Origin of the sequence: Sphingomonas spermidinifaciens, from assembly GCF_002351485.1 — a bacterium.
GTDB classification, from domain to species: Bacteria; Pseudomonadota; Alphaproteobacteria; order Sphingomonadales; family Sphingomonadaceae; genus Sphingomonas; species Sphingomonas spermidinifaciens.
In genome coordinates, this window is record NZ_NWMW01000002.1 from 171,794 (window position 1) to 193,682 (window position 21,889).

The following is a 21,889-nucleotide window of genomic DNA, read 5'->3' on the forward strand; positions in this document are numbered from 1 at the left end:
CAAGATGAGCTTCCCCTGGGCCAAGCAGTATGAGCCGAAGGCGCCGGTCATGAAGTGGCTGGACGACCGCCTGCCGCTCCCGCGCCTCGTCTACAATGCGGTCGGTGCCGGCTATCCGGTGCCGCGCAACCTCAACTATTTCTGGAACTTCGGCGTGCTCGCCGGGGCGGCGCTCGCGATCCAGATCATCACCGGCATCGTGCTGGCGATGCATTATTCGACCGACGCGGCGACCGCGTTCAACTCGGTCGAGGCGATCATGCGCGACGTCAATGCCGGCTGGTTCCTGCGCTATGCGCACGCCAACGGCGCGTCGATGTTCTTCATCGTCGTCTACATCCATATCTGCCGCGGCCTCTATTACGGCTCGTACAAGGCGCCGCGCGAGATGGTGTGGCTGCTGGGCGTCGTCATCTTCCTCCTGATGATGGCGACGGCGTTCATGGGCTATGTGCTCCCCTGGGGGCAGATGAGCTTCTGGGGCGCGCAGGTCATCACCGGCTTCTTCTCGGCCATTCCGCTGGTCGGCGAGACGATCCGCATCTGGCTGCTCGGCGGCTATGCCCCCGATGCCGCGGCGCTCAACCGCTTCTTCTCCCTCCACTATCTGCTGCCGTTCGTGATCGCGGGGGTCATCATCCTCCACATCTGGGCGCTGCACATTCCGGGCTCGTCGAACCCGGCGGGCGTCGAGGTGAAGGGCGAGCAGGACACCGTGCCCTTCCACCCCTATTACACCGCCAAGGACGGCGTGGGCGTGGGTGTGTTCCTGCTGGTGTTCGCGATCTTCCTGTTCTTCCAGCCGAACCTGCTCGGGCACCCGGACAATTACATCCCGGCTAACCCGCTTTCGACGCCGGCGCACATCGTGCCCGAATGGTACTTCCTGCCCTTCTACGCGATCCTGAAGTCGTTCACCGTCGACTTCATCCTGCCGGCGAAGCTGTGGGGCGTGCTGGCGATGTTCGGCTCGATCCTGCTGCTGTTCTTCCTGCCCTGGCTCGACACCAGCCCGGCGCGGACCGCCAATCATCGCCCGCGTTACCGCGCGTTCCTGATGGTTCTGCTCGTCGACGTGCTCGTCCTCGGCTATGTCGGCGGCGCCGAGCCCACCAAGATCAACGTGCTGATCGGCCAGATCACCACCGCCTATTACTTCCTCCACTTCCTCGTCATCCTGCCGATCGTCTCGGCCACCGAGCGGCCGAAGCCCGTCGCCAATTCGATCACCGAGGCGGTGCTGAAGGGCAAGGGCGGCACCGCCCCGGCCAAGAGCGCGATCGAGGGCCAACCCAACCCGATGCCGGCCGAATAAGGACGCGATCACGACATGACCCGCATCATCGCACCGCTTATCGGGCTGGGCTTCGCCTTCGTCCTCGTGCTCGGCCTGTTCGGCACGATCACTACCGCGTCGGAGCCGGCGACCGCCGAGCATGAGTTCCACCTGAAGCCCAAGCCCGTCGCGCTCGCGTCGAACGGCATTTTCGGCAAGTTCGACCGCCAGCAGCTTCAGCGCGGCTTCCAGGTCTACAAGGAGGTCTGCGCCGCCTGTCACTCGATCAGCCTCGTCGCGTTCCGCGACCTCGCAGCGCTCGGCTATTCAGAGGCCGAGGTAAAGGCGATCGCCAACCAGTGGACCACCGAGCAGCCGAGCGTGAACCCCGAGACGGGCGAGGCAGCGACGCGAAAGAACCTGCCCTCCGACAAGTTCCCGCACGTCTATCCCAACGAGGTCGCCGCGCGCGCCGCGAACAACAACGCGATCCCGCCCGACCTGTCGCTGATGACCAAGGCGCGCCCCGACGGCGCCGCCTATGTCCATTCGCTGCTCACCGGCTATCAGCAGCCTTCGGCCGAGCTGATGAAGGAGTTCCCCAACTTCGCAACGCCCGAGGGCCTCTACTTCAACCCCTATTTCCCGACGCTCAACCTTGCCATGCCGCAGCCCTTGGTCAGCGACGGGCAGGTGACCTATGCCGACGGGACCAACGCGACCGTCGATCAGATGGCGAAGGACGTCACCGCGTTCCTCGTCTGGACCGCCGAGCCCAAGCTCGAGGCGCGCCATACCGCGGGTCTCGCCTCGGTCGTGTTCCTGATCATCTTCATCGCCCTGACGATCGGCGCCTATAAGAGCGTCTGGCGCAACGTGAAGCATTGATCGACCATCGCCGTGTCTGATCCGGCCCCGGAGTCGCTTGCCGACTCCGGGGCCTTTTCGTTTGCCGGGGATTCCATGACCGACGACACCGCCGCGCGCCTCGCTGCGCTCATCCGCACTATTCCCGACTTTCCCAAGCCCGGCATCCAGTTCCGCGACATCACGACGCTGCTGCTCGATCCCGACGGGCTGCGCCTCGCTGTCGAGACGATGGCCGCGAAGATCGCCGGGCCGATCGACCTCGTCGCGGGGATCGAGGCGCGGGGCTTCGTCTTCGCGCCGGCGCTGGCGCTGCGACTGGGCGCGGGCGTGCTCCTGATCCGCAAGGACGGCAAGTTGCCCGGCGCGACGATCGCGGAGGATTATGCGCTCGAATACGGCACCGACCGCATCGCGATGCATGCCGATGCTTGCGCGCCGGGCGCCCGCGTGCTGCTGGTCGACGACCTGATCGCCACCGGCGGCACCGCCCGCGCCGCCGTCCGCCTGATCCGCAAGGCCGGCGCAGTGGTCAGCGAGGCCGCGTTCGTCATCGATCTGCCGGACCTGGGCGGCGCGGCGGCGCTAGCGGGCGACGGCATCGCTGTTCATGCGCTCGTGGCGTTCGAGGGGCATTAACTGCCCGCGGAACCAACGCCTCCGCGCCGCGCTTCGAGTCCCGAGAGCGACGGTTCACGCGCCGTTCAAGACGAAACGCGCCTGATGAGTTGTCACTCCTGCGTATCGAGGAGGCTCAGGATGTTTGCAAGGCAAGTGAAGATCGCCGGTATCGCGATCGCGGCAGCGCTCGGACTGTCGGCATGTTCGGATTACGGCTATGGTTATGGCGGGCTCAACGTCGGCTATGGCGCGACTTATTACGACGACCCCTATTTTGCCGGCTACGGCGTCGGAGGGTTCGGCAATCCCTATTGGGGCTGGAACGACGGCTTCTTCTACCCCGGCACCGGCTACTACGTCTATGACCGCTATCGCCGCCCCTTCCGCTGGAACGGTGCGCAGCAGCGTTACTGGGAGGGCCGCCGCTACGCGTGGCGCGGCGGCAATCGCGACGTTCGGCAGAACTGGCGCGACTTCCGGCAGGATCGCCGCGTCGACAACCGCGCCTTTCGCCAGGATCGCCGTGCCGACCGTCGGGCGTTCCGCAACGGTCAGGTGACGCGGCCCGAGTTCCGTGCCGAGCGGCGGGCCGACCGACGCGCCTATCGCCAGGAGTATCGCAGCGACTTGCGCAATGTGCGGCGCGAGAACCGGATCGATCGCGGCAACTTTGGCGGCCGGCGCGAGGGCTTCGGCAACCGCGGCGGTGGCGGGCGTCAGGGCTTCCGCGGCAATCGCGGCGGCTTCAACCGGCCGCGCTGAGCGCGTCAGGCGGCGGGGGCGGTGCCCTCGCCGCTCGCGCGTCGGCGGATCAGTGCGTTGGCGATGAAGCTCATCACCGGTTCGTCGCGCTGGTTGAACATCGTCAGCCGCTGTCGCATGAAACCGACATCGGGCTTCGACGCCGAGGCGCGCTTGTCGATCAGCTCGGTCTGACATCGCAAGGTGTCGCCCGGATGCACGGGCTTTAACCAGCGCAGCTCGTCGACGCCGCCCGCGCCCAGGCTGGCGGTCGGCGTCGCCTTCATCTGTTCGACCAGCATCGCCATCGCCATTGCGCAGCTGTGCCAGCCACTCGCCGCGAGCCGGCCAAAATGCGTCGCGGCCGCACCCTCGTCGGACAAATGAAAGGGCTGGGGGTCGTAGCGGCGTGCGAAGTCGAGCACTTCCTCGCGCGTCACCTCGTACCGCCCGAACGATGCGGTCTCGCCGACCGCCAGATCCTCGAAATAGCGCATGGGATGAGTTTCAATCCGAAACCGGTTGGATGCAAGCGCTATTTGAGGATCCGCTCGAACGGTGCGATCGAACCGTCGATGCCGGGGGCGGGCGGCAGGCCGATCAGGCGGCGGATCAGCGGATAGAGATCGACATTGCGCCCCTCGACGGTGCCGCGACCGAACGCCGGCCCGCTGGCGACGAAGCCCGCACGCATCAGCGGATCGGTATTGTCGTAACCGTGCGCGCCGCCCTTGACCGGCGCCTTGGGCGGCTTGGACAGGATCATCCATCCGCTCTCGGCGATGCAGATGAAGCGCGGCACACGGCGGTTGCGGCCATAGGCGAGGCGTGTGGGCAGGTCGGCCTTGTCGCTGCAGCGCATGTGCGGCGTCGGCCGCGCGATCGCCGCACGTACGGCGGCTTCCTGCCCCGGCATCGCCTCGAACGCGGCATAGGGACCGTCCTCGATCACGCGCGTGCTGCCGGCGGGGAAGACGGCGTTGAAGTCGATCGTGCGGGCGGCATCGACGGGCGCCATCCCATGGTCGGCACCGACGATCAGGTTGACGGGCTGGCCCATCGCGCCGAGCTCGGCCAGCAGGTCGCCGAGCCGCGCATCGACGCCGCGCATCGCCGCACGCACCTCTGGCGAGTCCGGGCCGAACCTGTGCCCGGCGGTATCGACGCTGTCGAAATAGAGCGTCAGCAGCCGGGGGCGCGTCGCCAGCGGGCGGCGCAACCAGTCCACAATCGCCGCGACGCGGTTGCCCTCGGGCAGCGCTTGCGCGAACTGCTGCCAGTCGCTCGGAAAGGTCCCGTGGATGGGCACGTTGGACCCCGGCCAGAACATCGTTGCGGTGCGGATGCCCGCCTTCTCCGCGCTGACCCAGATCGGCTCGGCCTCGTCCCACCAGAAGGCGTCGGTGGTCGCCATCGTGAACAGCTCGCCCGGCCGGCTCGCATCCTCCATCTTGTTGGCGACGATGCCGTTGCGGTCGGGATGCAGGCCGGTGACGATCGCATAATGGTTGGGGAAGGTCTTGGTCGGGAAGGACGGCTGCATCGAGCCGCGTACCCCTTCGGCGGCGAGGCGCGAGAGGACGGGCGTGTCGCCGCGGTCGAGATAATCGGGCCTGAACCCGTCGATCGAGACGAGCAGCGTGATCGGCGCGCGGGCTTCGACGACGGCACGGGTCGCGGGAGCATCGACCGGCGGCGTCATGCATGCCTGGAGCGCGGCGAAGCCGGCGAGCGCAAGGAGGCGGGAAAGGAGCTTCATGGCTGTCGCCTGTGCTGGTTTAGCATGGCCGATTGATGACAGCGGGTCTGCATCCGGGAGCGGGCCATCGCGACAACTCGAACGCGCGTTATCGCGTTTCGCGCCAGAGCATCGGCGCGCTGCCGAGGACGAACCCCAGAAACGCCGCCTGCCAGACGACGTGCGTCGACAGCAAGGACGCGCCCGCGGCCCATGCCGGACGAGTGTTGACCGCCACGTCCGCAATCATCACCGCAGTCGCGGCCAGAATGCCCGCCCGCTGCCGCAGCAGCAACAGGACGACAACCGCCGCATCAGCGCATTCCAGAACGCATTCTGCCAGTCGGTGCCGTGGGTGTACGGCGCACGTCCGGTCACGAAATCGGCGGCGTGGGTGAACGTCCCCCAGCCGAACCCGCCCAGCAGCACGGCAAGCGACAGGCGCGCCGACAATCTCACACGTTGAAGCGGAACAGCATCACGTCGCCGTCCTGGACGACATATTCCTTGCCCTCCTGCCTGAGCTTGCCCGCCTCGCGCGCGCCCGCTTCTCCGTTCAGGCGGACATAGTCGTCATAGGCGATCGTCTCCGCCCGGATGAAGCCGCGCTCGAAATCGGAGTGGATCTCGCCTGCCGCCTGCGGCGCCTTGGCACCCACTTCGACCGTCCAGGCGCGCGCTTCCTTCGGCCCCACCGTGAAGAAGGTCTGGAGCTTGAGGAGCTTGTACCCGGCGCGGATCACGCGGGCGAGGCCGGTTTCGGTGAGACCGAGCTCGGCAAGGAACTCGGCGCGGTCCTCCGCCGGCATCGTCGCGATCTCCGCCTCGATCGCGGCGGAGACGACGACCGCCTCGGCGCCCTCGGCCTTGGCCTTCTCGAACACCCGCGCCGAATAGGCATTGCCCTCGGCCGCATCCTCCTCGTTGACGTTGCAGACGTAGAGGACGGGCTTGCCGGTCAGAAGTTGCGCCTGTTCGAGGTGGCGCGCCTCGTCGGGATCGTTCGGTACCGCCAGCCGTGCGGGCTTACCGTCGCGCAAGAGGTCGAGCGCGCGGCCGAGGATCACGGCGGCGGCCTTGGCCTCCTTGTCGCCCTGCTGCCCCTTTTTGACGAGGTTGGGGACGCGCTTTTCCAGGCTGTCGAGGTCGGCGAGCATCAGTTCGGTCTCTACCGTCTCGGCATCGGCGATCGGATCGACGCGGTTGTCGACATGCTGGATGTCGTCATTCTCGAAGCAGCGCAGCACATGGACGATCGCATCCACCTCCCGGATGTTGCCGAGGAACTGGTTGCCGAGACCCTCGCCCTTCGACGCGCCGCGGACCAGGCCGGCGATATCGACGAAGCCCAGCTGCGTCTCGATCACCTTGGCCGACTTCGCGATGTCGGCGAGTTTCTGGAGCCGCTCGTCGGGGACCGCGACGTTGCCGACATTGGGCTCGATCGTGCAGAAGGGATAATTGGCCGCCTGCGCCGCCGCCGTTTCGGTGAGCGCGTTGAAAAGCGTCGACTTGCCGACGTTCGGAAGCCCGACGATGCCGCAGCGAAAACCCATGATGCCGTCTCGATAAAGGAAGGGAGTGGCGGCCCCGTTAGCGGCAAGCGGCGTGCAACGCCAGCGCCCGGCGGCGCGTTGAACTGGCATGAAGATGCCCAAGGCGATGCGCGAAAAGGTGGCGGCGGTCGAGCGCCTGGACCTGCGCGTCACCCGCGCGCTGGCGCACCATCGCCATAAGCCCGAGGTCAAGGCGGCGGGCGCGGTCAGCGAAGCCGCCGACCAGCCGCCGCTCATTGCGCTGTCGGCGGCGGTGCTGGTCGTCGGGCTGTCGGCGCGGCAACCGGCGGTCGCGCGCACGGGGCTGCGGATGCTGGCCGGGCATACGCTGGCGACGGGGATCAAGACGATCGTGAAGCGCTCGATCGACCGCACGCGGCCCGATCAAGCGCTCGACCACGGTTATCGCGCCGAGCCGGGCGACAGCTCGCGGCATGAGCTGTCTTCCTTCCCCTCGGGCCACACGGCGGGCGCGGTGGCGGTGGCCGAGGCGATCGCGCGCGAGGTGCCCGCGGCGGCGACCCCGCTCCGCCTGCTGGCGCTGTCGGTCGCGCTGGTGCAGCTGCCGCGCGCGAAGCATTTCGTCAGCGACGTGGTCGCAGGCGCGGCGATCGGCTGGGCGGGGGAGCGCGCGGCGTCGGCGATGATCGACCGCCTTGTGGACGCCGGTGTGTCCGCTTTCGCGGGAGACGGGATCACATCCGATAGTTGAAGCTCACGCTGATCCGGTCGCTTTTCGCCTGATTCGGCATCACCTCATGCCGCAGCCAGCTTTCCCAGAGGAACACGCTGCCGACCGCAGGCTCGGCATAGACGAATGGCCGCAACGCCTCGACCGCATCGGGCGTACGGCCGGGAGCGGCCATCAGCATCGGCAGACGCGGGTCCTCCAGCTTGAGCGCGCCCGATCCCGGCGGGACGGCGATATAGGCGGTGCCCGATACCACGCTGTGCGGGTGGATATGTCCAGAATGGGTGCCGCCGGGCTTCAGGACATTTACCCAGAGGCTGTCGAGCTTGAGCTTACGGCCCCCTAGATCAAATGCGCAATCGCGGGCGAACACCATCACATGCCGGTCGAGCGCACGCTTGAGGTCGGCGAACACCGGATCGCGCACCGGCAGGTCGTCGAGCGAGGCATAACTCGTATAGCCGCGATAGCCGTTCGCCTTCGACCAGCCGCGCCCGGCCCGGTCGTCCTCGGCGAGTGCGCGGACGCTCGCCTCGACCTCGGCGATCAGGGCGGCATCGTCGATGCGGCCTTCGTAGAACTGCGTGGCGAAGAGCGATCGGCTGGGCATAGCTGGCCGTTTAGGAGATCGCCGACCACCCGCAAACCCTGCCGTCGCCCCGGAACGCGATCGGGTTGACGGGCAGGCTAGAGCGGCAGACCGATATAGTTCTCCGCGATCGCCGTCCGCGCCGCCTCCGACCGGGCGATATAGTCGAGCTCGGCCACCTGGATGCGGCGGTCGAAGGCGGTCTGGCCGGGGAAGCGGTGCATCAGCGTCGTCAGCTGCCAGCTGAACCGCTCTGCCTTCCACACGCGGGCGAGTGCCCGGTCGGAATAGCCGGCGATTCCGTCATTGTCGGCGCGGTTGAAATAGCCGGTCAGCGCCTCCGCCAGATAGACGACATCGGACGCGGCGAGGTTGAGGCCCTTGGCACCCGTCGGCGGCACGATGTGCGCGCTGTCGCCGGCGAGGAACAGCGAGCCGTGGCGCATCGGCTCGAACACGAAGGAGCGGAGCGGCGCGATCGACTTCTCGATCGACGGTCCGCGCGTCACCCGCCCGCCCGCCTCCGGCCCGAGGCGAACCACCAGTTCGTCCCAGAAGCGCTCGTCGGACCAGTCCTCGACCTTCTCGTCGAGAGCGACCTGGACGTAATAGCGGCTGCGCGTCTCCGACCGCATCGAGGCGAGCGCGAAGCCGCGGTCGTGATTGGCGTAGATCAGTTCGTGATCGCACGGCGGCACGTCGGCGAGGATGCCGAGCCAGCCGAACGGATAGACCTTTTCGTACGTCCGCGCGACGCTCGCCGGGATCGCCCTGCGCGAGGGGCCGTGGAAGCCGTCGCAGCCCACGATGAACCGCGCGTCGAGCCGCTGCGCCGAGCCGTCCTTGGTGAAGGTCAGATAGGGCGCGTCACCCTCGATGTCGTGCAGCGCGACGTCGCCTGCCTCGTAGATCACCTCCAGCCCGCGTTCGGGCGCAGCGGCCATCAGGTCGCGTGTCACCTCGGTCTGGCCATAGACGGTGACGTTGCGCCCGGTCAGCGCCTTCACGTCGATGCGGATCAGCCGCTCGCCATCGGCCAGCGCAAAACCGTCGTGCGGCAACCCCTCGGCATTCAGCCGCGCGTCGATGCCGAGGCGGTGGAGCAGGTCCGTCGTCGTCCGCTCGAGCACGCCCGCGCGGATGCGGCCCAGGACGTAATCGGGGCTTGCCCGCTCGATGATCGTCACCCCGATCCCTTCGGCGCGGAGCAGGTGGCCGAGGAGCAGGCCCGCCGGGCCGGCACCGACGATCGCGACCTCGGTCTTCATGGGGATCTTCACAGTCCGCGGGCCTTCAGGATCGCATCGAGCCGCGGGAAGACACGGCGGGCATTCCCCTCGAAGATCGCATGGCGCTGCTCGTCACTTACGTCGAGCGCGTCGACATAGCGCTTGGTATCGTCGAAATACTGGCCCGTTTCCGGGTCGATCCCGCGCACCGCGCCGACCATCTCCGACCCGAACAGGATGTTCTTCGAATCGATCACCTTGGCGAGCAGGTCGATGCCCGGCTGGTGATAGACGCAGGTGTCGAAGAACACGTTGTGCATGACGTGATCGGCGAGCGCCGGCTTCTTGAGCATGTCAGCGAGCCCGCGATAGCGGCCCCAGTGATAGGGCACCGCGCCGCCGCCATGCGGGATGATGAAGCGGAGCGTCGGGAAATCCTTGAACAGATCGCCCTCGATCAACTGCATGAAGGCGATCGTGTCGGCGGCGATGTAGAAGGCGCCGGTCGCATGCATCGCCGGATTGCAGCTGCCCGATACGTGGATCATCGCCGGCACGTCGAGCTCGACCATCGCCTCGTAAAAGGGATACCAGAAGCGGTCGGTGAGCGGCGGGTGGCGGAAGTGGCCGCCGCCCGGATCGGGATTGAGGTTGCAGCCGATGAATCCGAGCTCGTTCACGCAGCGGCGAAGCTCGGCGATCGAGCCCTCGAGCCCCGCCTGCGGCGATTGCGGCAGCATGCAGACGCCCGCGAAAACCTCCGGATAGAGGTCGACGACACGCGCGATCAGGTCGTTGCACGCGCGCGCCCAGGCGACCGACACGCCCTCGTCGCCGACATGGTGCGCCATCGCCGAGGCGCGCGGGCTGAAGATCGTCATGTCCGCCCCGCGCTCGCGGATCAGGCGGAGCTGGTTCTTCTCGATCGTCTCGCGGATCTCGTCGTCGCTGATCATGGGGTACGGGGGCGCCGCCTCGCCCGCCTTGAACGCGGCCTTCTGCGCCTCGCGCCACTGGTTATGCGACTCGGGTGCCGTGGTGTAGTGACCGTGGCAATCGATGACGAGCGTCACGCGAACCTCTCCCTTCTCGGACGGTCCGCTGGTGCCGGGGCGGCGGCCATCGCGCCAATCGGTAGCGGCGTTCCTTTATTGATTTGCCGAAAGTGTCCGCGTTGCGGCCAGCTCGCGCAGCATCGCGATGAATCGCGCCTGCGCCTGGGTCGGGTGCCAGGCGGCGCGGGTGGTGATGCCGATGACGCGGGTACTGCCCGCCACGTCGGCGATGCGAGTGAGGATGCCCGCCTCGATCTCCACCCACAACTGCTCGGGCGACAGGAGGGTGAGGTAATCGCCCTCCAGCATCAGGTTGCGTAGCATCATCACCGACCCGCACTCGATCGCGACGGGGGGCAGGGGAAGGCCGGTGAACAATCCTTCCCACAGCGTGCGCAGCGGGGTGCCGCGACGGGGAACGAGCCAGGGCTGTCGCGCAAGCGTCGCGGCGTCGGGCGCCGTGCCCGCGAGCGGATGCCCGCTGCGCCCGAAGATGGCGAGACGATCGACCAGTAGCGCCGCCTGCGCAATGTCAGGCCCCGGCGATGGATCGCGGATCGCACCGACGAGCAGGTCGAATTCGCCGTCGCGCAAGGGTTCGAGCAGTTCGGCATGCGACCCCTCCGCCACGTCGAAGGCGACGCCGGGCTCGGCAGCGTGGAACCGCGCGATCGCGGTGGGAAGCAGCCAGGCGCGCGCAAGCGGCATCGCGCCGATCGCGATCCGCCCCTCGTCACGCCCGTCGATCGCGGCGATCTCCTCGACCGCGGCGCGCAACTCGCCCAGCGCAAGGCGGCAGGCGCGGGCGAGGCGTGTGCCCGCAGCAGTCAGCGCAACGCCGCGCCCGCGCCGCTCGACCAGGGTCACGCCGCAGATCCGCTCGACATCGCGGATCGCGCGGTGGATCGCCGGCTGCGACACGCCGGTCGCGGCAGCGGCAGCGACATAGCTCCCCCCACGCGCAACCGCGACGAGTGCGCGCAACTGCGCCATGGTGAGGAGAAGGTCGGCACGCGCGAAGCCCCGCGTGCCCTTGCGCAGTCCCTTCATCGCATCGGCCAGCAGCCGCTGCACCGCCTCGACCCGCCGTGCCAGGGCAAGGCCGGCGGGGGTCGGCGTCATCCCGTCGGGGCGGCGGGTGAAGAGCGAGGTCCGGAGCGCTGCCTCCAGCCGCGCGAGCCCCTGCGTCAACGCCGGCTGCGACAGGTTGATCGCATCGGCGGCGGCGATGACGGTACCCGTCTCCACCACCGCCAGCGCGGCGCGCAGGTGGCGCAGGTTCAGGTCGTGGACGGGTGTGGTCATCGCCGGACATAAGCGAAACTTATGTCCCGATGGCAATTCAGAATTGTGGCGTCCGGGGGCCAGAGGCAGGACGGATGCACGAAACTTGGGACAGGAGCGGATCGGATGGGCATCGTCGTGCAGAACATCGAGCGCGCAGATCTGTCGGTGATCGACGGCCTCGCCGCCGCGGGCGTGGCGACAGTGCACGAGGCGCAGGGCCGCACCGGGCTGATGGCGCCGCACATGCGCCCGATCTATCCGGGTGCGCGGATCGCCGGGTCGGCGGTGACGATATCGGCTCCGCCGGGCGACAACTGGATGGTGCACGTCGCGATCGAGCAATTGCGCGAGGGCGACATCCTCGTGCTCGCGCCCACCAGCCCCTGCACCGACGGCTATTTCGGCGACCTCCTCGCCACTTCGGCGATGGCGCGCGGGTGCCGGGGCCTCGTCATCGACGCGGGCGTACGCGACGTGCGCGACCTCGCAGCGATGGGCTTCCCCGTCTGGTCGAAGGCGGTGCATGCGCAGGGGACGGTCAAGGCCACGCTCGGTTCGGTCAACGTGTCGGTCGTCGCGGCGAACGCGCTGGTGAACCCCGGCGATGTCATCGTTGCCGACGACGACGGCGTGTGCGTGGTGCCGCGCGTCGATGCGGCCACGGTGCTTGAGAAGGCGCAGGCGCGCGAGGCGGCGGAAGAGGCCAAGCGGGTCAGGCTGGCGGCGGGCGAACTCGGCCTCGACATCTACGACATGCGCGGGAAGCTCGAGGCGATGGGCCTGAAGTATGTCTGACGCCGCCCCTTCAGGAAAAGCGGGAACCGGTTTTCCGCCCGAAGGGGGCGGCCAACCAGAGGCGATCCGCTGCATGTGGATGCGCGGGGGCACGTCGAAGGGGGGCTATTTCCTCAAGGACGACCTGCCCGCCGACACCGCCACGCGCGACGCCTTTCTCCTCCGCATCATGGGCTCGCCCGATCCGCGCCAAATCGACGGGATGGGCGGCGCCGATCCGCTGACCTCGAAGGTCGCGGTGGTGTCGAGGTCCGAGCGCGAGGGCGTGGATGTCGACTACCTGTTCCTCCAGGTCTTCGTCGACAAGGCGGTCGTCACCGACCAGCAGAATTGCGGCAACATCCTTGCCGGCATCGGTCCTTTTGCGATCGAGCGCGGGTTGGTCGAGGCCGAGGAGGGCGAAACGCGCGTCGGCATCTTCATGGAGAATACCGGCCAGATCGCCGTCGCCACGGTGCAGACGCCGGGCTGCCGCGTCACCTATGCCGGGGACGCGGCGATCGACGGCGTGCCGGGGACCGCCGCGCCCGTGCCGCTCGAGTTCCGCGACACCGCCGGCTCGACCTGCGGTGCGCTCCTCCCGAGCGGGAATGCGGTGGACGAGGTCGAGGGCGTGCGCGTGACCCTGATCGACAATGGCATGCCGTGCGTCGTCATGAAGGCCGAGGATGTCGGCGTCACCGGTTATGAGGACCGCGACACGCTCGACGCCGACGAGCCGCTCAAGGCGCGGATCGAGGCGATCCGGCTGGCGGTGGGCGAGGCGATGAACCTCGGCGACGTGACCGACAAGTCGATACCCAAGATGATGCTCGTCGCCCCGCCCCGGCACGGCGGCGCGGTGACAGTGAGGAGCTTCATCCCGCACCGCGCGCACGCGACGATCGGCGTGCTGGGCGCGGTCAGCGTGGCGACGGCCTGCCTGTTGCCCGGCACGCCCGCCGCCGAGGTGGCTCAGGTCGGTGAGGGGCGGCGCCGCACGCTCTCGGTCGAGCATCCGACCGGCGAGATGAGCGTCGTCATCGAACTCGACGGGGAGGGGCAGGTGGCAACCGCGGCACTGCTTCGCACCGCGCGCAAGCTGATGGATGGAGAGATATTCGCGTGAGCACGGATCGCATCGTCAGCTGGCATCCGGACCCTTCCGCCCCGCGCTATGCCCCGCCGCCCGGCGCGGTCGATGCGCATTGCCACGTCTTCGGCCCCGCCGACCGTTTCCCCTTCTCGCCCAAGGCCAAATATCTGCCCGCCGACGCCGGGCCGGAGATGCTGTTCGGCCTGCGCGACCATCTGGGCTTCGCGCGCAACGTCATCGTCCAGGCGAGCTGCCACGGGACCGACAATGCCGCGACGCTGAATGCCATCGCCGTCTCGAACGGGCGTGCGCGGGGCGTGGCGGTGGTCGATCCCGCGATCACCGATGCCGAGCTAGAGGCGCTGCATGCGGGCGGCATTCGCGGCGTTCGCTTCAATTTCCTCAAGCGGCTGGTCGACGACGCGCCCAAGGACAAGTTCCTCGAGGTCGCGCGCCGCATCCAGCCGCTCGGCTGGCATGTCGTCATCTATTTCGAGGCCGACATCCTCGACGAGCTGCGCCCCTTCCTCGATGCGATCCCGACACTGATCGTCGTCGATCACATGGGTCGCCCCGACGTGACCCAGGGGCCGGACGGCGCCGACATGCGGGCCTTTCGCGCGCTGCTCGATACGCGCGAGGATATCTGGTTTAAGGCGACGTGCCCCGACCGGCTCGACCCCGCTGGGCCGCCCTGGGAGGCGTTCGCCGCGGCGGTCGCGCCGCTCGTCGCCGATTACCCGGACCGCGTGCTGTGGGGCACCGACTGGCCGCACCCCAATATGCAGGATCGGGTGCCCGACGACGGCGCGTTGGTCGATATTATTCCGCGCATCGCCCCGACGCCCGAACTGCAGCAGGCGATGCTCGTCGACAACCCGATGCGGCTCTATTGGGCCGACTGAGCCTTATGCCTTGAGGTGGTAAAGGCCCGCCCCGTGCGGCGGCAGCGTCTCCACCAGCCGACCCTCCACTCGGCCGAGGCTGCGCCCCGACCACAGGTCGGTGGCTCGGACCGCGCCGCTGAGCCCCAGTGCCGACAGCGCGAGGCCGACCGACTTTGGCTTGTCGCCGACGTTGAACAGCGCGAGGTAGCGCTCGTTCGGCGCGCCCTCGGGCCGGGCCGACCAGATATGCGTGTCGTCCTCGACGAAATGCGGGCGGTTGTCGGTCGAGGCCTGATTGACCGCCAGCACCGCGCGGTTGGTGAGCAGCGCCAGCGTCTTCGCGTCGAGGTGGCGAAGGTCGCCGCCCATGATGAGCGGCGAGCGCGCGATCGACCAGAGTGTCATCACCGTGCGCTGCTCGTCGGGGGTGAAGCGCGTGTCGCGCGCGCCGAGCGCCAGCCGGCCGAGCGGCAGCATGTCGGCATCGGGCCACGCGCCCGGCCGCCGCCACGGGTTCCAGTTCTCCAGCCGGACGAACTGGGCCTTCAGCATCGGCCATTCGTCCCAGAAATCGTCGCTGATCCGCCACATCTGTGCATATTCGCGGACATGGTCGCCGCGGATCACCGGCGTCTCGCCGGGCGACAGGCTGAGGACCATCGGCCGGCCGCTGTTCTGTATGGCGCGGTGCGCCGCCTCGATCTCGGGCGCGTGCGCGTCATAGGGGCGGCTCATATCGTCCATCTTGACGAAATCGACGCCCCAGCCGGCGTAGAGGCGGAAGACGCTGTCATAATAAGCCTGCGCGCCCGGTCGGGTCATGTCGACGCCGTACATGTCGGGGTTCCACGGGCAGATGCTCGACGTGTCGGCGATGTCCTGCGCTCGATAGCGGGTGCCGAGGATCGGCAGGTTGCGCCTGACTGCAAGGCGCGGGATGCCGCGCATCAGGTGGATGCCGAAGCGCATCCCCATGCCGTGGACCTCGGCGGCGAGGCGGGTGAAACCCGATCCGTCGGCGCTCGACGGAAAGCGGTTGGGCGCGGGGATCAGCCGGCCATGGCCATCCATCGCCGGGATCGGATCCTTGTTGTAGGTATAGCTCGACGCGGCGGGTTCATACCACTGGATGTCGATGGTGAAGACGTCGTAGCCGAAGGGCAGCAGCTTGTCGCGCATGATGGTCGCGGTCTCGCGTGCCTGCGCCTCGGTGATCGTCGTCGCGAAGCTGTTCCAGCTGTTCCAGCCCATCGGCGGGCGCGGCGCGAGCAGCGCCCCCGACCTTCGGGCGGGCCGGCGCGACTGGCCGGCGGCTTCGGCAGGGAGCGCGATCGAACCGGCCATCGCCGCGCCTGCCGCCGCTGCCCCCGTGAGCGCGGCGCGTCGGCTGATCCTCGTGCGATCCATCATCATCCCCTTCGATCTTGTTTTCGCTGGCAGGACTATTCTCGTATGTGCAAATTGCAAGCCGGCGACGGCGTCGTGGCGCCGCGATGACGGGGGAGGGCCGCTTGGCCGGCGACGACAGCAAACAGGCGAAATCAACGACCTATCGCGCGCCCGCGCTCGAGAAGGGGCTGGAGATCCTGACCTTCCTCGCGCAGCAGGAGGACCCGCTGACGCTGACCGCGATCGTCCAGCAGATGGGCAAATCGAGCGGCGAGCTGTTCCGGCTGCTCCAGGTGCTGCAGACCCACGGCTTCGTCGCGCAGAGCCGAGAGGGCTATGTGCTGACGCCCAAGCTGCTCCAGATCGGCATGGAGCGCCCACCGCTGCGCAACCTGGTCGAGGTGGCGCTGCCCGCGATGCGGCGCCTCGCCAACGACACCGAGCAGTCGTGCCATCTCGGCCTTATCTCAGGCAGCGAGATGGTGGTGATCGCCCGGATGGAATCGCGCCAGCGGCTCGGCTTCTCGGTGCGGCTCGGCTATCGCCAGCCGCTCCACCTGACCGGATCGGGCATGGTCCTCTATGCCTTTCAGCCACCGGCGATCCAGGCCGAGTGGGAAGCCAGCTTCAGCCCGCGCCTGTCGGGAAGCGGGCTCGCCGATTTCCGCCGCCGCGCGAGCGAAGTCCATGCGGCCGGCCATGCGGCGCTGCCCAGTGCCTTCACCAACGGCATCACCGACCTGTCCGCGCCGGTGATGCGCGGCGACCGTGCCGCCGCGGCGCTGACCATTCCGTTCGTCGAGATGCGGACGCAAAGCGTTTCGATGGCGGCGGCCGCGACGCGGCTGGTCGAGGCGGCGCAGGCAATCTCCGAAAGCCTGACGGGCAGTGACAGCCGGGTATGAATTTTCTTGGATGAATAAGATTTGACGAGCGAGAAGAATTCGGCCTAGTCCGGTCGTGCCGGGCACGGCGGGGACGAGGATGGGATGGCGAGGCTGAGCGGCAGGCGAGCATTGGTGACGGGTGCCGGCCAGGGCATCGGCCGCGCCGCCGCCGAGCTGTTCGTGCGCGAGGGCGCGGCGGTGATCGCCGTCGATCGCAACGCCGCGACGCTCGCGACCCTCGCCGGCTGTACGACAGAGATCGTCGATTTGACCGATCCCGCGGCGATCGCGGCGCTCGGCGCGCGCGTCGGGGCGGTGGACGTGCTGTTCAACTGCGCCGGCTATGTCGACACCGGGGCGCTGCTGGGCACCAGCGACGTCGGCTATCGCCTGTCCTTCGACCTCAACGTCCACGCGATCACCCATCTGGTGACGGCGCTGCTGCCCGCGATGATCGCCGGCGGCGGCGGGTCGATCGTCAACATGGCGTCGGTCGCCGGGCCGGTGATCGGCGTTCCCAACCGCTTCGCCTATTGCGCCAGCAAGGCGGCAGTCGCAGGGATCACCCGCTCGATCGCGGTCGACTATGTGGCGCAGGGCATCCGCTGCAACGCGATCTGCCCCGGCACGGTGCAGTCGCCCAGCCTCGACGAGCGGCTGGCCGCGACCGGGGACGCCGAGGCAGCGCGGCAGGCGTTCGTCGCGCGCCAGCCGATGGGCCGGATCGGCACCGCCGAGGAGATCGCGCAGCTCGCGCTCTATCTGGCGAGCGACGAGAGCGCCTACACCACCGGGCAGCTGCACGTCATCGACGGCGGCTGGTGCGCGGCCTGAATCCATGAGGACGAGACGATGAAACTGTGCCGTTACGGCCCCCCCCGGCGCCGAGAAGCCGGGCCTGATCGACGCCGCCGGCCGCATCCGCGACCTGTCGGATCATGTCGCCGAGATCGACGGTATGCTGCTCGCCACGGGCCTGTCGGCGCTCGGCACGCTCGATCCCGAGCGCCTGCCGCTGGTCGAGGGCGAGCCGCGCTACGGCGTGCCCGTCGCGGGGACGCGCAAGTTCATCGCGATCGGCCTCAACTATGCCGACCATGCGGCCGAATCGAACCTGCCGGTGCCCGTCGAGCCGGTGGTCTTCAATAAATGGGTCAGCTGTCTTCAGGGGCCGAACGATCCCGTCGTCATCCCCGCGGGATCGACCAAGACCGACTGGGAAGTCGAGCTCGGCGTGGTGATCGGCCGCGGCGGGCATGGGATTGCCGAGGCGGACGCGCTCGATCACGTCGCCGGCTACGTCACCGTCAACGACGTGTCGGAGCGCCACTGGCAGCTCGAACGCGGCATGACGTGGGACAAGGGCAAGGGCTTTCCGACCTTCGGCCCGGTGGGGCCGTGGCTCGTCACGCCCGACGAGGTGGGCGACGCGCAGGCGCTGTCGATGTGGCTCGACGTCAACGGGCGGCGGGTGCAGGACGGCAGCACGCGGACGATGATCTTCGGCGTGGCGGCGATCGTCGCCTATTGCTCGCGCATCATGCTGCTCGAGCCGGGCGACATCATCACCACAGGCACGCCGCCGGGCGTCGGCATGGGTCAGAAGCCCGAGCCCTGGTACCTGAAGCCCGGCGACGTCGTAACGCTCGGCATCGAGAAGCTTGGCGAGCAGCGCCAGACCTTCGTCGCCGCCGGGGATGCGGCCTGAAGCGATGCCGGTGCGGCCGCCCTTCGTCGATGCGCATTTCCATCTCTGGGATCGCGAGCGGCTGCGCTATCCGTGGCTCGAGGACCCGGCCAACGCTTCGATTGCCGCGACCTATCGCATCGACGATTACCGGCGCGAGACGGCGGCGTGGAACTTGGTCGGCGCGGTCCATGTCGATGCGGGCGCGCATCCCGATGACGGCCGGGCAGAGACCGAGTGGCTCGAAGCGGTGGCGGCGTGCGACGGCCTGCCGAACGCGATCGTCGCGCGCGTCGCGCTGGAGCGGCCCGAGGCGGAGGCCGATCTCGAATGGCAGGCGTCCAACCCGCTCGTTCGCGGGGTGCGTCACCTGGTCAACTGGCACCCGGCCGATGCGGGCCGCCGCGCCTATGACCGCGACCTGACCGTCGATCCGGCGTGGCGGCGCGGCTTCGCGCTGCTGGCGCGGCACGGCCTCAGCTACGACTTTCACGGCTTCCCGCCGCAGCTCGCGGGCCTTGTCGAGATCGCCGCGCGCCATCCCGACGTGCCGGTCGCGGTCAACCACCTCGCGCTGCCGATCCCCGCCGACGGGCTCGAGGGGTGGCGCGCGGGCGTCACCGCGCTTGCGGCGATGCGGCAGGTGCAGATCAAGCTGTCGGGCGCGGGCTTCGTCGCCAGCCCCTTCGACCCTCAGGCCTTCCGCGACATCGTGCTCGAGGTGATCGACTGCTTCGGCACCGACCGCGTCATGGTCGCCACCAACTTCCCCACCGACCGCCTGTTCGCCGGCCTCGACACGACCCTCGGCGCCTATGAGCGCCTCCTCGCCGGTTTTTCGGACGACGAGCGGGCGGCGATGTGGGGCGGCAACGCCAATCGCTTCTACCGACTGGGACTGACCCTATGACCATCCGCAGCCGCCCCATCGGATCGACGGGGCTCGTGGTGCCCGAGCTCGGGATGGGCGCCGCGTCGATCGGCAATCTCTATCGTCCGGTCGATGACGAACATGCCCGCGCGACGCTCGCCGCGGGACTGGCGGCCGGGCTCCGATATGTCGATACGGCGCCGCATTACGGGCGCGGGCTCAGCGAGCGGCGCGTCGGCGATGCGTTGCGTCAGCAGCCGGACGTCGTCCTCTCGACCAAGGTCGGGCGGCTGATGGACCCCGATCCCGCCATCACCGACGATGCCGAGCGCGACGGCTTCCGCTCGCCGATGCCGTTCCGGATGCGCTACGACTACAGCGCCGACGGCATCTTCCGCAGCGTCGAGCACAGCCTCCAGCGGCTGGGGCTGGCGACGATCGACCTGCTCTACGTCCACGATATCGGCCGCTACACGCATGGCGATGCCAACGACGGCTATTGGCAGCAACTGACTGCGGGCGGCGGATTTCGCGCGCTCGAGCGGCTTCGCGACGAAGGGGCGATCCGGGGTTTCGGCCTCGGCGTCAACGAAATCGACGTCTGCCTCGATGCGATGGGCGAGGCGCGGCTCGACGCGATCCTGCTCGCCGGTCGCTACACGCTGCTCGAACAGGACGCGCTCGACGCGCTGCTGCCGCGATGCGCGGCGGCGGGCACCTCGATCGTCATCGGCGGCCCCTATAACAGCGGCATCCTCGCGACCGGCACGCGCGCGGGCGGGACGCTCCATTACGACTATGGCCCCGCCCCGGCCGAGGTGGTGGAAAAGGTCCGCGCGATCGAGGTGCTGGCCGAGCGCCACGGCGTCACGTTGGCCGCCGCCGCGCTTCAGTTCGTCCTCGCGCATTCCCAGGTAGCGAGCGTCATTCCCGGCATCGGCAGCCCTGCGCGTGTCGCGCAGACCGTCGCGCTCTATGACGAAGCGATCTCGCCCGGCTTCTGGGCCGACCTGCGCGAAGGGCATCTGATCCGCCCCGACGCGCCGGTGCCGGGGGATGCGCGATGAGCGCGATCGCCATTCGCCTGTCGCCCGCGGACAATGTCGTCGTCTGCTGCCGCACCGTCGAACCGGGCGAGCGCTTCACCGTCGACGGCCACACGCTTGCCGTGACCGAGCGCGTCGAGCTTGGCCATAAGCTCGCCCTCACCCCGCTGGCGGCGGGGGACAAGGTGCTGAAGTACGGCATGCCGATCGGCTCAATGACAGAGGCCGCCGATGCCGGCGCGTGGATCCACCTTCACAATATGAAGAGCGATTATATGCCCGCCCATCTGCGCGACGCCGCCGGAGATCATGCATGAGCTGGCAGGGCTGGCTGCGCCCTGACGGGCGCAAGGGCATTCGCGACGCGATCCTCGTCGTCTACCTCGTCGAGTGCGCGCATCACGTCGCGCGGCGGATCGTCGATCGGATGGACGATCCGCGCGTCCAGCTGATCGGCTTTCCCGGCTGTTATCCCAACGATTATGCGCTGGCGATGATGAAGGCGCTGACGACGCATCCCAATGTCGGCGGCGTGGTCCTGATGTCGCTCGGCTGCGAGAGCTTCAACCGCGAGGCGCTGGCGGCGAGCGCGCGCGAGGCGGGGCGGCCGGTCGAGACGGTCGTGATCCAGCAGGCGGGCGGCACCCGCGCCTCGATCGAGGCGGGCCTAGCGGCGGTCGCCCGCGTGCAGGACGAGGCGGATCGGCGCGCGGTGCGCGTGCCGATGCTCCGGTCGGAGCTGGTGATCGGCACGATCTGCGGCGGGTCGGACGGGACGAGCGGCATCACCGGCAATCCCGCGGTCGGCCGCGCCTTCGACACGTTGGTCGATGCGGGCGCGGTCTGTCTGTTCGAGGAAACGGGCGAGATGATCGGGTGCGAGGGCCATATGGCCGAACGCGCCGCCAGTCCCGAGGTCGCCGACGCGCTGGTCGCCTCGGTCCAGCAGGCCGAGCGCTATTATCGCGCGATGGGCTATGGCAGCTTCTCGCCTGGCAATGCCGAGGGCGGGCTGACCAGCCAGGAGGAGAAGTCCGCCGGCGCCTATGCCAAGTCGGGCAGCCGCGCGATCGCCGGGGTCATCCGCCCGGCCGAGCAGGCGCCCGGACCCGGCCTCTACCTGCTCGACGTGGTGCCGCTGGGCGCCCCCAAGTTCGGCTTTCCCAACATCGTCGACAATGCCGAGATCGGCGAGCTGATCGCGTGCGGCGCGCACATCAACCTGTTCGTGACGGGGCGGGGCTCGGTGGTCGGCTCGGCCATCTCGCCGGTCATCAAGGTGTGCGCCAACCCCGATACCTACGCGCGCATGGCCGACGACATGGACGTGAATGCCGGCCGCATCCTGACGGGCGAGGCGACGCTCGACGAGGTGGGGGCGGAGATCGTCGCGCTGATCGAGGGTGTCGCGGCGGGCGCGCAGACCAAGTCGGAGGCGCTTGGTCATCAGGAGTTCGTCCTGACCTACAAGGCGTCGATGCCCGCCGGCCCCGCCTGCCTGCCACGCGTCGCCTGAGCGGGCGGCTGCCGCGCCGCTTGGCAGCCGCACCCGACGTGTGAAATACTGATCGAGGTGGGGAATTGAAAGGCGGGGCAGGGGGT

At 68.6% G+C, this 21,889-nt stretch carries 24 protein-coding genes and 1 pseudogene; 15 read left to right on the forward strand and 10 right to left on the reverse strand.

Annotation, left to right across the window (positions count from 1 at the left end):
• The first annotated feature begins 4 nt into the window (after positions 1–4).
• From COC42_RS10955 to COC42_RS17695, 4 genes are all read left to right on the forward strand, one after another.
• Positions 5–1,315, forward strand: coding sequence for a cytochrome b (locus tag COC42_RS10955; protein ID WP_096343381.1), 1,311 nt, complete (start codon positions 5–7; stop codon positions 1,313–1,315).
• A 15-nt stretch (positions 1,316–1,330) separates the two neighbouring features.
• Entirely contained in the window at positions 1,331–2,164 is an 834-nt protein-coding gene (locus COC42_RS10960; protein ID WP_096343382.1) for a cytochrome c1, read from the forward strand.
• A gap of 75 nt (positions 2,165–2,239) precedes the next feature.
• A complete protein-coding gene (locus COC42_RS10965; protein ID WP_096343383.1) occupies positions 2,240–2,782 on the forward strand; it encodes an adenine phosphoribosyltransferase in 543 nt (180 codons plus the stop codon).
• Positions 2,783–2,902: 120 nt separating this feature from the next.
• Positions 2,903–3,526 carry a hypothetical protein gene (locus COC42_RS17695; protein WP_176484644.1) on the forward strand — a complete coding sequence of 208 codons (624 nt, stop codon included), beginning with the start codon at positions 2,903–2,905 and terminating at the stop codon, positions 3,524–3,526.
• A 5-nt stretch (positions 3,527–3,531) separates the two neighbouring features.
• On the opposite strand, the gene COC42_RS10975 is transcribed toward COC42_RS17695, so the two are convergent.
• The 5 genes from COC42_RS10975 to ychF all read right to left on the reverse strand — a co-directional run bounded on the left by COC42_RS10975 (position 3,532) and on the right by ychF (position 6,799).
• Positions 3,532–4,002 (reverse strand): MaoC family dehydratase, encoded by a 471-nt coding sequence (locus COC42_RS10975; RefSeq protein WP_096343384.1) that lies wholly within the window; start codon positions 4,000–4,002, stop codon positions 3,532–3,534.
• 38 nt (positions 4,003–4,040) lie between these two features.
• Complete coding sequence (locus COC42_RS10980) at positions 4,041–5,264, reverse strand: alkaline phosphatase family protein (protein ID WP_096343385.1); 1,224 nt, start codon at positions 5,262–5,264, stop codon at positions 4,041–4,043.
• Positions 5,265–5,352: 88 nt separating this feature from the next.
• A complete protein-coding gene (locus COC42_RS18090; protein ID WP_281253096.1) occupies positions 5,353–5,481 on the reverse strand; it encodes a hypothetical protein in 129 nt (42 codons plus the stop codon).
• 11 nt (positions 5,482–5,492) lie between these two features.
• A complete protein-coding gene (locus COC42_RS10985; protein WP_096343386.1) occupies positions 5,493–5,696 on the reverse strand; it encodes a hypothetical protein in 204 nt (67 codons plus the stop codon).
• A 2-nt stretch (positions 5,697–5,698) separates the two neighbouring features.
• Entirely contained in the window at positions 5,699–6,799 is a 1,101-nt protein-coding gene (gene ychF / locus COC42_RS10990; RefSeq protein ID WP_096343387.1) for a redox-regulated ATPase YchF, read from the reverse strand.
• Between the two features lie 88 nt (positions 6,800–6,887).
• Here ychF and COC42_RS10995 point away from each other — a divergent pair, with 88 nt between their 5' ends.
• Complete coding sequence (locus COC42_RS10995) at positions 6,888–7,511, forward strand: phosphatase PAP2 family protein (protein WP_096343388.1); 624 nt, start codon at positions 6,888–6,890, stop codon at positions 7,509–7,511.
• Here COC42_RS10995 and COC42_RS11000 read toward each other — a convergent pair.
• The 4 genes from COC42_RS11000 to COC42_RS11015 form a co-directional block, all read right to left on the reverse strand.
• A complete protein-coding gene (locus COC42_RS11000) occupies positions 7,495–8,100 on the reverse strand; it encodes a TIGR02466 family protein (protein ID WP_096343389.1) in 606 nt (201 codons plus the stop codon). The genes COC42_RS10995 and COC42_RS11000 overlap by 17 nt on opposite strands.
• Positions 8,101–8,177: 77 nt before the next feature.
• Entirely contained in the window at positions 8,178–9,347 is a 1,170-nt protein-coding gene (gene pobA, locus COC42_RS11005) for a 4-hydroxybenzoate 3-monooxygenase (protein ID WP_096344149.1), read from the reverse strand.
• Positions 9,348–9,355: 8 nt separating this feature from the next.
• Positions 9,356–10,381, reverse strand: coding sequence for an amidohydrolase family protein (locus COC42_RS11010; RefSeq protein ID WP_096343390.1), 1,026 nt, complete (start codon positions 10,379–10,381; stop codon positions 9,356–9,358).
• A 75-nt stretch (positions 10,382–10,456) separates the two neighbouring features.
• On the reverse strand, positions 10,457–11,668 hold the full coding sequence (locus tag COC42_RS11015) for a LysR family transcriptional regulator (RefSeq protein ID WP_096343391.1): 1,212 nt from the start codon (positions 11,666–11,668) through the stop codon (positions 10,457–10,459).
• 105 nt (positions 11,669–11,773) lie between these two features.
• Here COC42_RS11015 and ligK point away from each other — a divergent pair, with 105 nt between their 5' ends.
• From ligK to COC42_RS11030, 3 genes are all read left to right on the forward strand, one after another.
• Complete coding sequence (gene ligK / locus COC42_RS11020) at positions 11,774–12,445, forward strand: 4-carboxy-4-hydroxy-2-oxoadipate aldolase/oxaloacetate decarboxylase (protein ID WP_096343392.1); 672 nt, start codon at positions 11,774–11,776, stop codon at positions 12,443–12,445.
• Positions 12,446–12,518: 73 nt separating this feature from the next.
• A complete protein-coding gene (locus COC42_RS11025; RefSeq protein WP_096343393.1) occupies positions 12,519–13,553 on the forward strand; it encodes a 4-oxalomesaconate tautomerase in 1,035 nt (344 codons plus the stop codon).
• Entirely contained in the window at positions 13,550–14,425 is an 876-nt protein-coding gene (locus tag COC42_RS11030; RefSeq protein WP_176484645.1) for an amidohydrolase family protein, read from the forward strand. The genes COC42_RS11025 and COC42_RS11030 overlap by 4 nt, the downstream gene beginning before the upstream one ends.
• 3 nt (positions 14,426–14,428) lie before the next feature.
• Here COC42_RS11030 and COC42_RS11035 read toward each other — a convergent pair whose 3' ends face one another.
• Positions 14,429–15,820 (reverse strand): glycoside hydrolase family 27 protein, encoded by a 1,392-nt coding sequence (locus COC42_RS11035; RefSeq protein WP_096343395.1) that lies wholly within the window; start codon positions 15,818–15,820, stop codon positions 14,429–14,431.
• 98 nt (positions 15,821–15,918) lie between these two features.
• Between COC42_RS11035 and COC42_RS11040 the strand changes: the two genes are divergently transcribed.
• From COC42_RS11040 to COC42_RS11070, 7 genes and pseudogenes are all read left to right on the forward strand, one after another.
• Positions 15,919–16,701 (forward strand): IclR family transcriptional regulator, encoded by a 783-nt coding sequence (locus tag COC42_RS11040; RefSeq protein ID WP_245844051.1) that lies wholly within the window; start codon positions 15,919–15,921, stop codon positions 16,699–16,701.
• An 84-nt stretch (positions 16,702–16,785) separates the two neighbouring features.
• On the forward strand, positions 16,786–17,517 hold the full coding sequence (locus COC42_RS11045) for an SDR family oxidoreductase (protein WP_096343397.1): 732 nt from the start codon (positions 16,786–16,788) through the stop codon (positions 17,515–17,517).
• An 18-nt stretch (positions 17,518–17,535) separates the two neighbouring features.
• Positions 17,536–18,391 (forward strand): annotated as a pseudogene (locus COC42_RS11050) (fumarylacetoacetate hydrolase family protein).
• Between the two features lie 4 nt (positions 18,392–18,395).
• Complete coding sequence (locus tag COC42_RS11055; RefSeq protein WP_096344150.1) at positions 18,396–19,280, forward strand: amidohydrolase family protein; 885 nt, start codon at positions 18,396–18,398, stop codon at positions 19,278–19,280.
• Positions 19,277–20,308 carry an aldo/keto reductase gene (locus tag COC42_RS11060; RefSeq protein ID WP_096343398.1) on the forward strand — a complete coding sequence of 344 codons (1,032 nt, stop codon included), beginning with the start codon at positions 19,277–19,279 and terminating at the stop codon, positions 20,306–20,308. Before COC42_RS11055 ends, COC42_RS11060 begins: the two co-directional genes overlap by 4 nt.
• The gene (locus tag COC42_RS11065; RefSeq protein ID WP_096343399.1) at positions 20,305–20,604 is read left to right on the forward strand and encodes a UxaA family hydrolase; all 300 of its coding nucleotides are present in this window, start codon (positions 20,305–20,307) and stop codon (positions 20,602–20,604) included. Before COC42_RS11060 ends, COC42_RS11065 begins: the two co-directional genes overlap by 4 nt.
• Entirely contained in the window at positions 20,601–21,803 is a 1,203-nt protein-coding gene (locus COC42_RS11070; RefSeq protein WP_096343400.1) for a UxaA family hydrolase, read from the forward strand. Before COC42_RS11065 ends, COC42_RS11070 begins: the two co-directional genes overlap by 4 nt.
• Positions 21,804–21,889 lie beyond the last annotated feature (86 nt).